This window comes from Alloyangia pacifica (genome assembly GCF_020524285.1).
Classification (GTDB): domain Bacteria; phylum Pseudomonadota; class Alphaproteobacteria; order Rhodobacterales; family Rhodobacteraceae; genus Salipiger; species Salipiger pacificus_B.
Window position 1 is genome coordinate 308,043 of sequence record NZ_JAIVKX010000002.1, and the last position, 13,857, is coordinate 321,899.

General features: G+C 65.5%; 11 protein-coding genes and 1 tRNA gene. 6 read left to right on the forward strand and 6 right to left on the reverse strand.

All coding sequences use genetic code 11. The features are described from left to right. Nucleotides 1-85: 85 nt before the first annotated feature. The 4 genes from trpE to LC039_RS02370 all read right to left on the reverse strand — a co-directional run bounded on the left by trpE (nt 86) and on the right by LC039_RS02370 (nt 5,190). Entirely contained in the window at nt 86-1,600 is a 1,515-nt protein-coding gene (gene trpE, locus LC039_RS02355; protein ID WP_226621450.1) for an anthranilate synthase component I, read from the reverse strand. A gap of 4 nt (nt 1,601-1,604) precedes the next feature. Further along, nucleotides 1,605-3,452 carry a peptidyl-prolyl cis-trans isomerase gene (locus tag LC039_RS02360; RefSeq protein ID WP_226621451.1) on the reverse strand — a complete coding sequence of 616 codons (1,848 nt, stop codon included), beginning with the start codon at nt 3,450-3,452 and terminating at the stop codon, nt 1,605-1,607. A gap of 37 nt (nt 3,453-3,489) precedes the next feature. Continuing rightward, nucleotides 3,490-4,740, reverse strand: a complete 1,251-nt coding sequence (locus LC039_RS02365) for an aminotransferase (RefSeq protein ID WP_226621452.1) — start codon at nt 4,738-4,740, stop codon at nt 3,490-3,492. Nucleotides 4,741-4,803: 63 nt separating this feature from the next. Beyond that, complete coding sequence (locus tag LC039_RS02370; protein ID WP_226621776.1) at nt 4,804-5,190, reverse strand: winged helix-turn-helix transcriptional regulator; 387 nt, start codon at nt 5,188-5,190, stop codon at nt 4,804-4,806. A 175-nt stretch (nt 5,191-5,365) separates the two neighbouring features. Between LC039_RS02370 and LC039_RS02375 the strand changes: the two genes are divergently transcribed. Then, nucleotides 5,366-6,247 (forward strand): SDR family oxidoreductase, encoded by an 882-nt coding sequence (locus LC039_RS02375; protein WP_226621453.1) that lies wholly within the window; start codon nt 5,366-5,368, stop codon nt 6,245-6,247. 82 nt (nt 6,248-6,329) lie between these two features. On the opposite strand, the gene gpt is transcribed toward LC039_RS02375, so the two are convergent. Both gpt and fabI read right to left on the reverse strand, forming a co-directional pair. Continuing rightward, nucleotides 6,330-6,839, reverse strand: coding sequence for a xanthine phosphoribosyltransferase (gpt, locus tag LC039_RS02380; protein ID WP_226621777.1), 510 nt, complete (start codon nt 6,837-6,839; stop codon nt 6,330-6,332). Between the two features lie 69 nt (nt 6,840-6,908). Further along, nucleotides 6,909-7,715 carry an enoyl-ACP reductase FabI gene (gene fabI / locus LC039_RS02385; RefSeq protein WP_226621454.1) on the reverse strand — a complete coding sequence of 269 codons (807 nt, stop codon included), beginning with the start codon at nt 7,713-7,715 and terminating at the stop codon, nt 6,909-6,911. A 115-nt stretch (nt 7,716-7,830) separates the two neighbouring features. Here fabI and pdxH point away from each other — a divergent pair, with 115 nt between their 5' ends. From pdxH to LC039_RS02410, 5 genes are all read left to right on the forward strand, one after another. Next, nucleotides 7,831-8,436: a pyridoxamine 5'-phosphate oxidase gene (pdxH, locus tag LC039_RS02390; RefSeq protein ID WP_226621455.1), complete on the forward strand. Its 606-nt coding sequence runs from the start codon at nt 7,831-7,833 to the stop codon at nt 8,434-8,436. A gap of 118 nt (nt 8,437-8,554) precedes the next feature. Further along, nucleotides 8,555-9,082: a cold-shock protein gene (locus LC039_RS02395; RefSeq protein WP_226621456.1), complete on the forward strand. Its 528-nt coding sequence runs from the start codon at nt 8,555-8,557 to the stop codon at nt 9,080-9,082. Next, entirely contained in the window at nt 9,058-9,543 is a 486-nt protein-coding gene (locus LC039_RS02400; RefSeq protein WP_226621457.1) for a DUF192 domain-containing protein, read from the forward strand. Before LC039_RS02395 ends, LC039_RS02400 begins: the two co-directional genes overlap by 25 nt. Before the next feature lie 48 nt (nt 9,544-9,591). Next, nucleotides 9,592-9,668, forward strand: a tRNA-Pro gene (locus tag LC039_RS02405). Between the two features lie 556 nt (nt 9,669-10,224). Further along, nucleotides 10,225-13,827 (forward strand): vitamin B12-dependent ribonucleotide reductase, encoded by a 3,603-nt coding sequence (locus LC039_RS02410; RefSeq protein WP_226621458.1) that lies wholly within the window; start codon nt 10,225-10,227, stop codon nt 13,825-13,827. The last annotated feature ends 30 nt before the right edge of the window (nt 13,828-13,857 follow it).

A 13,857-nucleotide genomic window follows, 5' to 3' on the forward strand; every position in this document is an offset into this window, starting at 1 on the left:
CAGGATCAGGGACCGGACCCCGCCGTTGCGTGGCAGGGTCGGGAGGGCGCCGCAGGGAGGCCCAGCAGGCCGCCCCGGAGCAAAATCACGCGTTGCCCGAACCGGTGAAGCGCGCCGCGTCCGCCGCCGCGCGCCGGATGGCGTTCGACTTGTGCACGGTCTCCATGTACTCGGCCTCGGGGTCGCTGTCGTAGACCACGCCGCCGCCCGCCTGGATGTAGAGCTTTTCGTCCTTCACGATGGCCGTACGCAGGGCGATGCACATGTCCATGTCGCCGCCCGCGCTGAAGTATCCCACACCGCCGGCGTAGACGCCGCGCTTCTCGGGCTCGAGCTCATCGATGATTTCCATCGCGCGCACCTTCGGTGCACCCGAGACGGTGCCCGCGGGCATGCCGGCGAAGAAGGCCGACAGCGCGTCCTGATCCTCGGCCAGCTCGCCGACGACGTTCGACACGATGTGCATCACGTGGCTGTAGCGCTCGATGGTGAACTGCTCGGTCGGGCGCACGGTGCCGATCTTCGAGACCTTGCCGGTGTCGTTGCGGCCCAGGTCGAGCAGCATGAGGTGCTCGGCCAGCTCCTTCTTGTCGGCCAGCAGGTCGGCCTCGAGCGCGCGGTCTTCCTCGGGCGTTGCGCCGCGCGGGCGGGTGCCGGCGATCGGGCGGATGGTGACCTCTCGCCCGAAGACCCGTACGAGGATTTCCGGCGAGGCGCCGACCACCTGGAAGCCGCCGAAGTTGAAATAGAACATGAAGGGCGAGGGGTTGGTGCGCCGCAGGCTGCGGTAGAGCGAGAAGGGCGGCAGCGGGAAATCCTGCGTCCAGCGCTGTGCCGGGACCACCTGGAAGATGTCGCCCGCGCGGATGTACTCCTTGGCCTTCTCGACCGCGGCCTTGTAGCTCTCGCGGGTGAAGTTCGACACCGGCTCGCCCACCTCGCGCGCCTCGCCCAGCTCGCGGCCCGCCTGCGGCAGGGCGCGTTCCAGATCGCGCACGGCGTCCATCACCCGTTCGGCGGCCTGCGCATAGGCGGCGCGCGCCGATTGGCCCGACTGCACCCAAGCGGGGGCCACCACCGTCACTTCGCCCTTCACCCCGTCGAGCACCGCCACCACCGAGGGGCGCAGCATCACCGCGTCGGGCAGGCCGAGCGGATCGGGGTTCACGTCGGGCAGGCGCTCGACCAGCCGGATCATGTCGTAGCCGAGGTAGCCGAATAGCCCCGCTGCGGCCTGCGGCAGATCCTCGGGCAGGTCGATCTTGCTCTCGGCGATCAGCGCCCGCAGCGAGGCGAGCGGATCGAGGGTCTCCTCCTCGAAAGCCTCGGGATCGAAGCGCGCCTGGCGGTTCAGCCGCGCCTGCTGGCCGTGGCATTTCCACACGAGGTCGGGCTTCATGCCGATGATCGAGTAGCGCCCGCGCACCTCGCCGCCGGTGACCGACTCCAGCATGAAGGCGTCCTTGGCCGCCCCCGTGAGCTTGAGCATCAGCGACACCGGCGTGTCGAGGTCGGCGGCGAGCCGGGTGTAGACCACCTGGTTCTCGCCCGCCTCGTAGGCGCGGGCGAAGTCGTCGTAGGAAGGTGTGAGAGATGCCATGGTCTTACCGGAAGTTGGTGTGAACGGCATTCACCGCCTGCTGGTCGATATTGACGCCGGCGCGCTCCTGAATGTCGGTGACGAAGGCGCGGAAGAGATCCTGCGCCACGCTGTTTGCGGCGCGGTCCCTCAGCATGCCTTCGAGCTGCTGCGAGGCGTCGCTCTCGCGATCGACCGGGGTCACCCCATCGAGCTGCAGGACCAGCGCGGCACCGTCACCCGGCAGCGTGCGGGTCTCGCCCGGCTGCATCTCGAAGGCCGCCTCGATCAGCCCGGCGGGCATGTCGGAGATCTGAGCGTCGCGGGTCAGCGTCTGCTCCTGGTTGGGCTCGAGGCCGAGGTCGGCGAAGCTCGCACCGTCGGCGATCTGCTGCGCGAGATCCTCCGCCTGCGTGACCAGCAGCTCGGTTGTCTTGTCGGCATCCCAGCCGGCAGCAACCTCGTCGCGCACCTCCTCGAAGGGACGCGGCGCGGGCGGGCGGATCTCGTCGAGGCGGATGGCGAAGACGCCGCCGTCACCCAGATCGCTGATCGTCGGGTAGTCGTCCTCGCTGACCGCCTGCGCGGCCTCGCGGAAGGCGTCATAGCCGGCGATGGTCTCGTCGCTCAGCTCGTTCCATTCGATCGTGCCCAGCTCCATCTCGGTGTCGCCCGCCAGCTCTTCCAGCGTCGCGCCACCGGCCAGCTCGTCGTCGAGGCTCTGCGCCATGCCCTCGATCACCCGGCGGGCGCGGTCGAGCGCCAGCTCGTCGCGCAGCATCGGCACTGCCTGCTCGAAGGGGGTCTCCTGCGCGTGCAGGATGGCGTTGACGCGGTAGAGCGCCGGGCCGAGGTTCGAGGGCAGCGGGCCGGCGACCTCGCCGGTGTCGATGGCGTAGACGCCGTCGCCCGCTTCGCCGAGCTCGGCCTTGGTCACATCGCCGAGGTCGGTGTCTGCCAGTTGCAGGCCGCGCTCCTCGACCAGCCCTTCGAAGCCGATCTCGCCCGAGGTGATGCGATCCATCGCCTGCTGTGCCTCGGCCTCGTTGGCGAAGACCAGACGCTCGACGAGGCGGCGCTCGGGCAGGTTGAACTCGGCGCTGCGCTCGTCATAGGCGGCGCGCAGGGTTTCCTCGTCCAGCTCGACGCTGTCGACGATCATGTCCGGCGTGATCCAGGCGTAGGTGATGACCTTGGTCTCGGGCAGGGTGAACTGCGCAATGTGGTCGTCGTACCAGGCCTGCAGCTCCGCGTCGGAGGGCACCGGCAGGCCGGTCTCCAGCGCGTCGGCGCCGAGCCGCGCCCAGGTGAAGTCGCGCGTCTCGCCGGCCCAGCCGAGCAGCGTGTCGACATAGGTGTCGGGCAGGGCGGTGCCGGAATAGATGGCCGCGTTCAGCAGGTTGCGGGCGCTTTCGTTGCGCAGGCTCGCCTCGAACTCGGCCTCGGTCAGTCCGGCGTTGCGCAGGGCGAAGGAATAGCTCTCGCGGCTGAACTTCCCGTCCGGCCCCTGGAAGGAGGAGACCTGGCTCAGCGCCTCGGCCACCTGCTCGTCGCCGACCGAAAGCCCGATCCGGCTTGTTTCGTCGTCGAGCGCGGCATTGGTCACCACCTGCGCCAGCACCTGGCGGTCGATGCCGAACTGCTGCGCCTGCTCCAGCGTCATCGGCTGGCCGGTCTGCGCCTCGAAGGCGCGCATCTCGTTCTGCAGCGCGCGGCTGTAGTCGTTCACCGAGATCTCGGTATCGCCGACGGAGCCGATGCCACGCAGGCCGCCGCTGAAGTTCACCGTGCCGAAGGCGCCGAAGCCCATCACCACGAGGATCAGGAGACCCCATACGAGAGTCTTGCCGATGCTGCTCTTGCCGCGTGCCATGCGCTGCCTCTTGATCGTGTGTTTCTGGCGTCGGGGTTTACTGGGCCAAGTCCTTGCTCGCAAGGGCTGTTGCGCCCGCGAGCTCGCCAGTACCGTCCCCCGTGCCGTCCAAGGACCAGTCCAGTGCCTCGAGCCGTGCGAAGAGTTCGCCGATCTCCGCGCGGTTCACATTCGCGAAGGCGAAGCGGAACTGCCGGGCGCCGCGCGGGTCGGTCTCGGGCATGAACATGGTTCCCGGAAGCGTCAGCACGCCCGCTTCGCGCACCAGCTTTGGCGCGAGCTGCGCCGAGCTTTCCGCGAAGGGATGCTCGAGATAGGCGAAATAGGCCCCGAGGCCGAGCAGCTTCCAGCCCTTGGCCTCGAGCCGGGGCATGTTTTCGGCGATGGCGGCGCGGCGGTCGAGGATCTCGTCCCGCTCTCCGGCCACCCATTGCCCGAGGTTCTGCAGCCCCCAGAGCGCCGCACTTTGCCCGAGCTGCGTCGCGCAAATGGTTACGGTGTCGAGGAATTTCTCGACTTCCGGCAGCAACGCCTGGTCCGCGATGATGGCACCGACGCGGTGGCCGGTGAGGCGGTAGGCCTTGGAGAAGCTGTAGAGCTGGATCAGCGTGTCGCGACCCTCGGGGGCATTCAGAAGGTCGTGCGGCGCGCCGCTGCGGCTGTCGAAATCCTTGTAGGTCTCGTCGACGATCAGCTTGATACCGTGCTCCCGCGCCAAGTCGAAGAAGGCCTTCAGGGTCTCGGCTGGATACTCTTTTCCGCCGGGATTGTTCGGCGAAACCAGAACGATGGCGCGTGTTCTTGAGGTGATGAGAGAGGCCGCGGTGGCGACCTGCGGCAGCAGCTCGGCATCGGTCGGCAGCGGCACGGTGGTCACGCCCGACATGTCGAGCCACATCTTGTGGTTGAAATACCAGGGCGTGGGCAACAGCACCTCGTCCCCCTCGCCGCAGAGCGCGCTGATGCAAGCTGCGAAGGCTTGGTTGCAACCAGATGTAATTGCGACGTTTTCCGGCGTCACATTTGCGCCATAATGTGCCGACCAGTGGCGCGCGAGTTCCTCGCGCAGCGCGGGCATGCCGAGCACCGGGCCATACAGGTGGGTCGCGGGATCGGCCAATGCCTCGCCCATGGCCGCGATCAGCGGCGCGGGCGGCGGGTCGATGGGGGCCGCCTGGCTGACGTTGATCAGCGGGCGATCTGCCGGAAACTCGACCCCGTCGAGCCAGCGCCGCGCCTCCATCACCGGCGGGGCGAAGGTGGTTTGCGTGCGGCTCTTGCTGGTCATTTCCGGTCTCTCCCTGAGTGTTGCGCGGACGCTATCAGCGGCCCCAGTCAGGGGGAAGAGGGCTCAGGCGACTTCCTCTGCGTCAAAGGCCGCGCGCGAGGCGCGGATCGCGTCGTGGTGGCTGTCGGCCCAGACCAGCAGCGCGCCAATGGGCGCCAGCGCCGAGCGGCCGAGGTCGGTCAGGGCGTATTCCACCGAGGGCGGCTTGGTCGGGAAAACCTGCCGCGACACCAGCCCGTCGCGCTCCAGTTGCCGCAGCGTCTGCGTCAGCATGCGTTTGGAAATGTCGCCAACCTGCCGCTGGAGCTGGGAAAACCGCTTTGGCGCCGGCTCCAGGGCAACGAGGATCAGCAACGTCCACTTCTGTCCGACCCGGTCCAGCACGTCGCGCACGGGGCATTGCGCCTCGTCCTCGGGGGCGCCGGTCCAGAGCGCCATGCTGTCGAGCATGGCGCGCACCGGATCGGGCATGCCGGGCCCGGGGGCTTCGGTGGGCAGGTTCCCTGCGTGTAACCTTGTCATGTGAATGTGCCTCCTTACGAGGTCCGGGTAGGTGGTCTATTTATGAGACCATATCTCGAATCAGAACTCTGCGCCAGTGCAGGGGCCTCGGAAAGGAAAGACCATGTCCGAAACACTCGACTATCTGATCACCGGCGCGACCGGCCAGCTTGGCGCGCTTGTCCTGGAGCAGCTCAAGGCAGCCGCACCGGAGGCAAGCATCGGCGCCCTAGTGCGCCGTCCCGACGCGGCAGGCGCGCTGGAAGCGCAGGGCTTCACCGTGCGCGTCGCCTCCTACGACGATCCGGCGGCGCTCGAGGCGGCTTTCGCCGGGGTCACCAAGCTGCTGCTCATCTCGTCGAGCGAGGTCGGCAAGCGCGCGGTGCAGCATGACAACGTGATCGATGCGGCGAAACAGGCAGGCGTGAAATTCCTCGCCTATACCTCGATCCTGAACGCCGACGGGTCGCCGCTGACCGTGCTGCCGGGCGAGCACCTGGCCACCGAACAGGCACTCGCCGCCTCGGGCCTGCACCACGCGCTGCTGCGCAATGGCTGGTACAGCGAGAACTACGTGATGAGCGCGGGCGCTGCTCTGGAGCACGGGGCGCTGATCGGCGCGGCCGGTGAAGGCCGCATCTCCTCGGCGGCGCGGGCCGACTATGCCGCCGCGGCGGTGGCCGTGCTGACCGGCGAGATCCCGGCCTCTGGCACGATCTACGAGCTGGCCGGAGACGACAGCTACACGCTGACCGAGTTCGCCGGCGCCCTGTCGGAGCTCTCCGGAAAGCAGGTTCCCTATGTGAACATGAGCCAGGCCGACTATGCCGCGGCGCTCGAGGGCGCAGGGCTGCCGGCCCCTGTGGCGCAGATGCTCGCGGACAGCGACAACGGCGCGGCGCAGGGCGGACTCTACAGCGCGGACAAGACGCTCTCGACGCTGATCGGTCGGCCGACGACGCCGTGGAAGGAGACGCTGGCGTCCGGTATCACGGTCGCGGCGTAAGCCCGGCGGCCGTGGCTCACGGCAAACGAAAGGGGCGCGGCCAGTACGGCCGCGCCCCTTTGCATGTCGATCCAGGGGAAGCTCAGTCCGCGGTGCCGTGGAACGGCTTCACGTATTGCAGCGCCATGTCCCAGGGGAAGAAGATCCAGGTATCCTGGCTCACCTCGGTGATGAAGCTGTCGACCTGCGGACGGCCCATCGGCTTGGCGTAGACGGTGGCCACATGCGCCTTGGGCAGGTGCTTGCGCACCACTTCCAGCGTGCGGCCGGTGTCGACGAGATCGTCGATGATCAGCACGCCCTCGCCGTCGCCCATCACTTCCATGTCCGGGAACTTGATGACCTTGGGCTCGGACTGCTCCTGGTGGTTGTAGCTCTTGACCGAGATCGTATCGACCATGCGGACGTTGAGCTCGCGCGCCACGATCATCGCAGGTGCCATGCCGCCGCGGGTGATCGCGACCACGGCGCGCCACTCGCCGCCGGCCTCCGGTTTCTGGCTCTGCAGGCGCCAGGCCAGCGCGCGGCTGTCGCGGTGCAGCTGGTCCCAGCTGACATGGAAGCCCTTTTCATGGGGCAGGCGGTCGGTCATCTCGGGCATGGGGCTCTCCCTGCGGATGTCTGTCGGTCGGAAGGGCATCGCCCTTGAAGGTGAAAGGGCTCAGCCCTTGGAAATGTCGGGCGCGTCGACGGCTTTCATGCCGACGACATGATAGCCCGCGTCGACGTGATGCGTCTCGCCGGTCACGCCTGCGCCGAGCTCGGACAGCAGGTAGAGCGCCGATCCGCCGACGTCGTCAATGGTCACGTTGCGGCGCAGCGGCGAGTTGTACTCGTTCCACTTCATGATGTAGCGGAAATCGCCGATGCCCGAGGCGGCCAGCGTCTTGATCGGGCCGGCCGAGATGGCGTTGACCCGGATGCCGTCCTTGCCGAGGTCCTCGGCGAGATAGCGCACGGAGGCTTCCAGCGCCGCCTTGGCCACGCCCATCACGTTGTAATGGGGCATGATGCGCTCGGCACCGTAATAGGTGAGCGTCAGCGCGGCGCCGCCGTTGTTCATCATCTTCTCGGCGCGCTGCATCACCGCGGTGAAGCTATAGACCGAGATGTCCATGGTCAGGTTGAAATTGGACCGGCTGGTGTCGACGTAGCGACCGCGCAGCTCGTTCTTGTCCGAGAAGCCGATGGCGTGGACGATGAAATCCAGGTTGTCCCAGCGTTCCTTCAGTCCGTCGAACAGCCCGTCGATCGAGGCCTCGTCGGAGACGTCGCAGGGCAGAACGATGTCCGAGCCCAGCTGCGCGGCGAGCGGATCGACACGTTTCTTAAGCGCCTCGCCCTGGTAGGAGAAGGCAAGCTCCGCCCCGGCCTCGTGCAACTTCTTTGCGATGCCCCAGGCAATCGACTTGTCGTTGGCGAGACCCATGATCAGGCCGCGCTTCCCGGCCATCAGAGTGTTTGACATACCTCACCTCTACCCGGCATTGATTTTGTCCGTGTCCTTTAGGCGATTGCCCGGGGGGCATCAAGGGTTTGGACGCCTGTTCGGGGCATCGGCAGGCGGGAAAAGGAGACGGCAGATGAGCGATCGCGGTGGAATTTTTGCAGGCGACGACCCCTTCGTGATCGCGCAGCGGTGGTTGACCGAGGCCGAGGCGACGGAGCCGAACGATCCGAATGCGATCGCGCTGTCGACCGTCGATTCCCAGGGAATGCCCAATGTTCGCATGGTCTTGCTCAAGGAGATCGAAGAAAACGCCTTTGTTTTCTACACAAATTACGAAAGTGCGAAGGCAGAAGAGATTTTGGGCAGCAGTAAGGCAGCCTTTGTGCTACACTGGAAGTCACTGCGGCGTCAGGTCCGGGTTCGTGGACATGTATTGAAGGAGGATGGCCCGCAGGCAGACGCATATTACGCGTCGCGCTCGCTGAAATCACGTCTTGGGGCATGGGCATCCAAACAGTCCAGGCCTCTCGCTTCGCGGGCATCGCTTATGGCGGAAGTTGCCAAGATTACGGCGACGAAAGGGCCGAACCCGCCACGGCCAGATTTTTGGGGAGGCTTTCGAATCCTTCCCGTAGAAATTGAATTTTGGGCTGACGGCGCGTTCCGGTTGCATGACAGGTTCGTCTGGAGGCGCACGAGTGTTTCGGGTGAGTGGACAGTGACAAGGCTTAACCCCTGAATTTCACGTAACGCGAAATGCTAATTGGTAGAAAATATAGGTTTCAATGACTTGCTATTCTGCGGCAGCCTAACGCAATTGGGGGCGGGGATACGCAAGACGACCAGTGGAAACGCATTTGACACACGAAGACAGTGAAACGCGGCGCGTGCTAGGCCGGGTGAAGTGGTTCGATCCCGTTAAGGGCTTCGGCTTCGTCATCTCGGACGAGGGAGGGCCCGACATATTGCTGCATGCCAACGTGCTGCGCAATTTCGGGCAGAGTTCCGTTGCCGATGCAGCGCGCATCGAAGTGAGCGTTCAGAGTACCGAGCGTGGCATCCAGGCCACCGAGGTGTTCCGGATAGAACCGCCCGAGGCGCCGGCCGGAGTGCCATTGGCGGATTTCGAAGAAATCGATCCCGAGATCATCCGCTCGGCGCCGCTGGAACCGGCGCGGGTGAAATGGTTCGACAAGGCCAAGGGTTTCGGCTTTGCCAATGTCTTTGGCCGGGACCAGGACGTGTTCATCCATATCGAGGTGCTGCGGCGCTCGGGTCTTGCCGACCTGCAGCCCGGCGAAGCGCTGGCGATCCGGGTGATCCAGGGCAAGCGAGGCCAGATGGCCACGGAGGTCTGCGCATGGGAAACCGCGGTCGTTCATTGACCCTTCTGGCCGGGCTGCTGGTCGCAGGCCCGGTGCTGACCGGGCAAGCGGCGCAGGCGGCCTGCGAGGACAATGTTCTGCAGATGCGCGGCGACTGGGGCAGTGCCCGTTTCGCCGTGGCCGTCGCCGACACCGTGAAGGAGCGGGCCGTGGGGCTGATGTTCGTCGAGGAGCTGCCGTCCACCGCGGGCATGCTCTTCGTCTATGACGAGCCGCACCCGGTGTCCTTCTGGATGAAGAACACGCTGATCCCGCTCGACATGATCTTCGCCGATGCGCAGGGCGTCGTCGTTTCGGTGCATGAGAACGCCATTCCGGGCGATCTGACCAGCATCGACAGCGGCGCGCCGACGCAATACGTGCTCGAGATCAACGGCGGCATGGCGGCGCGTCTCGGCATCGCCGAGGGCAGCGAGATGCAGCACGCGGCGATCACCGACGCGGCCTGGCCCTGCGAATAGGATTTTCGGCTTTTCAATCCCGGGAGAGCCTTGTATTGGCTCTCCTGTCGGGGCGTAGCGCAGCCTGGTAGCGCGACGGTTTTGGGTACCGTAGGTCGGAGGTTCGAATCCTCTCGCCCCGACCACTGCAGCATGCAGGCATCGACCCCCTTCTCAGTGATAAAACGCCTGAACCTGTCCGTTGGGATCGGTGTCGACGGCGTGTTTTCTGACGTGACGTCCGTTGTGTTGACGGTGAGGACTGCGTGTTTTTTGTGCACCACGGACGCGCTGCCGATGTGGTTGGCACTGTGGCACGGCTGGAGACAATGCGCCACATCTTGTGTCGATCTGACACAGATCGTGTCAGATGCCGGGCGGCGATGCCTGTGTGCATGGGGTTTCCTGAAATTTGACCAAAATGGTTCAGAATCCAACAAGCCCATAGTTGTGGTGTGTCCGCTGCAGCGCATCACCAAATATATGGGATAGGCCGGAATTTTCCGTTGACCGGTGGCGGGATTGTGAGCCAGTTTGTTGGTAACGGACCAAGAGCCACAATATGTAGTGGCCTTCCGCAGGGACAGATCACAAGGGTACGCCAGAATTAGGGGGCGGGCACGCAATGGCGCGCCTGTCGGCGGTGCCGCTGTGCCTTGCAGTCCGGATTTTAGTTTGGGCCAGCAGGCAAGGGCAGAGACCATGAAGATCGAAAGACGGTATACCACGGCGGGGCGGGACGCCTACACGGGCATCGACTTCGTCACCACCAGCTCCGAAATCCGCAATCCGGACGGCAGTTCGGTCTTCAAGCTCGATGACATGGAGGTGCCGGCGCGTTGGAGCCAGGTCGCCTCGGACGTGATTGCGCAAAAGTACTTCCGCAAGGCGGGCGTGCCCTCGGCGCTGAAGAAGGTCAAGGAAGCCGGTGTCCCCGAGTTCCTCTGGCGCTCGGTCCCGGCCGAGGCCGAGACCCCGCGAGGCGGCGAAACCTCGGCCAAGCAGGTCTTCGACCGCTTGGCGGGCGCCTGGACCTACTGGGGCTGGAAGGGCGGCTATTTCACCACCGAGGCCGACGCGCAGGCTTATTACGACGAGATGCGCCACATGCTGGCCAGCCAGACCGCGGCGCCGAACTCGCCGCAATGGTTCAACACCGGCCTGCACTGGGCCTACGGCATCGACGGTCCCGGCCAGGGGCATTTCTACGTCGACTACAAGACCGGCAAGCTGACAAAGTCCAGGTCCGCCTACGAGCATCCGCAGCCGCATGCCTGCTTCATCCAGTCGGTCAGCGACGACCTGGTGAACGAGGGCGGGATCATGGACCTCTGGGTGCGCGAGGCGCGGCTGTTCAAATACGGTTCGGGCACCGGCACCAACTTCTCGAGCCTGCGCGCCGAGAACGAGCCGCTCTCGGGTGGCGGCAAATCCTCGGGTCTGATGGGGTTCCTGAAGATCGGCGACCGCGCGGCGGGGGCGATCAAGTCCGGCGGCACCACACGGCGTGCCGCGAAGATGGTGATCGTCGACGCCGACCATCCGGACATCGAGGATTTCATCAACTGGAAGGTCAAGGAAGAGCAGAAGGTCGCCAGCATCGTCGCCGGCTCGAAGATGCACGAGACCATGCTCAACGCCATCTTCAATGCCATTCGCGGCTGGGACGGGGCCGAGGCGGATGCCTATGACCCCGCCGTGAACGCGGCTCTGAAAAAGGCCGTGCGGGAGGCAAAAAAGCTCGCCATCCCAGAGACCTACATCAAGCGGGTGCTGGACTACGCGAAGCAGGGCTACGCCAGCATCGAGTTCCCGACCTACAACACCGATTGGGACAGCGAGGCCTATGCCAGCGTCTCGGGGCAGAACTCCAACAACTCGATCCGCGTCACCGACGCCTTCCTGCAGGCCGTGCGCGACGATGCCGACTGGGAGCTTATTCGCCGCACCGACGGAACGGTCGCCAAGATCTTGAAAGCGCGTGAGCTTTGGGAGCAGGTGGGGCATGCAGCCTGGGCCTGCGCCGATCCGGGGATCCAGTTCCACGACACGGTCAACGCCTGGCACACCTGTCCCGAGGATGGGGCGATCCGCGGCTCGAACCCGTGTTCGGAATACATGTTCCTCGACGACACGGCCTGCAACCTGGCGTCGATGAATCTGCTGACCTTCCTCAAGGATGGCAAGTTCGACGCTGAAAGCTACGTGCATGCCACCCGGCTCTGGACGCTGACGCTCGAGATCTCGGTGCTGATGGCGCAGTTCCCGAGCAAGGAGATCGCGCAGCTTTCCTATGATTTCCGAACGCTTGGCCTTGGATATGCGAATATCGGCGGGCTGCTGATGACCATGGGGCTGAGCTATGACAGCGATGCGGGTCGGGCGCTTTGCGGCGCGCTGACCGCCGTCATGACCGGCACCGCCTATGCCACCTCGGCTGAGATCGCCGGCGAGCTGGGCACCTTCGCGGGCTATGAGCGTAACCGCGCGCACATGCTCCGGGTGATCCGCAACCACCGCACGGCAGCCCATGGCAAGGCCGCGGGCTATGACGCCCTGGCGGTCAAGCCCGTGCCGCTGGATCACGCGAACTGCCCGGATCAAACCCTTGTCGAGCTTGCCAAATCCGCATGGGACGAGGCGCTGGAACTGGGTGAGAAACACGGCTACCGCAACGCCCAGACCACGGTGATCGCGCCGACCGGGACCATTGGCCTCGTGATGGATTGCGACACCACCGGCATCGAGCCCGACTTCGCGCTGGTGAAGTTCAAGAAGCTGGCGGGCGGCGGCTACTTCAAAATCATCAACCGCTCGGTGCCCGCGGCGCTGGCGGGGCTTGGCTACAGCTCCAGCCAGATCGAGGAAATCGTCTCCTACGCGGTCGGCCATGGCTCGCTCGGCAACGCGCCGGGGGTGAACCACACGGCGTTGATCGGCCATGGCTTCGGCAAGGCGCAGCTCGAGAAGATCGAGGCGGCGCTGGCCACGGCCTTCGACATCCGCTTCGTCTTCAACCAGTTCACGCTGGGCGAGGAGTTCTGCCGCGGCACGCTGGGCATCCCGGCTGAAAAACTCTCGGACCCGAGCTTCGATTTGCTGCGCCACCTCGGGTTCAGCAAGGCCGAGATCGACGCCGCAAACGACCATGTCTGCGGGACAATGACTTTGGAGGGCGCGCCCTTCCTCGAGGACGCGCACATCGGCGTCTTCGATTGTGCCAACCCCTGCGGCAAGAAGGGCAAGCGCTATCTCTCGGTCGACAGCCACATCCGCATGATGGCGGCGGCGCAGAGCTTCATCTCGGGGGCGATCTCCAAGACCATCAACATGCCCAACTCGGCCACCATTGAGGACTGCCAGCAGGCTTACGAGCTGTCGTGGTCGCTGGGCGTGAAGGCCAATGCGCTCTACCGCGACGGCTCCAAGCTCAGCCAGCCGCTCGCCGCTGCGTTGGTCGAGGAGGACGAGGACGCGCAGGAGGTTCTGGAGACGGGCGCCCCCGCGGCCAAGGCGCAGGTGCTGGCCGAGAAGGTCATCGAGAAGGTGGTGGTCAAGGAACTGGTCCGTTCGCACCGCGAGAAGATGCCCGACCGCCGCAAGGGCTACACCCAGAAGGCGGTCGTCGGCGGGCACAAGGTCTACCTGCGCACCGGCGAATACGGCGACGGATCGCTTGGCGAGATCTTCATCGACATGCACAAGGAAGGCGCCGGTTTCCGGGCGATGATGAACAACTTCGCGATCGCGGTCTCGGTCGGCCTGCAGTACGGCGTGCCGCTGGAGGAATTCGTCGACGCCTTCACCTTCACCAAGTTCGAGCCTGCGGGCATGGTGCAGGGCAACGACAGCATCAAGAACGCGACCTCGATCCTCGACTACGTGTTCCGCGAACTGGCCGTCTCCTATCTCGACCGCACCGATCTGGCGCATGTGAAGCCTTCGGGCGCCACGTTCGACGATCTCGGTCGGGGCGAAGAAGACGGGCTCGGCAATGTCGAGGAGCTGAGCGAGAGCGCGGCGACCCGCTCGCTGGAGGTGCTGAAGCACATCTCCTCCTCGGGCTACCTGCGCAAGCGCCTGCCGCAGGAGCTTTCGGCGCTCGGCACGCTGATCTCCGAGGAACGTCCGGCGGTGGCCTCGATGACCGTGAGCACCTCGTCGCTGGCCATGGACGCGCGCACCAAGGCGCGGATGCAGGGCTACGAGGGCGAGGCCTGCGGCGAGTGCGGCAACTACACGCTGGTGCGGAATGGCACCTGCATGAAGTGCAACACCTGCGGCGGCACCTCGGGGTGTAGCTGACGGGGCGGGGCCGGGCGTCACGCCCGGCCC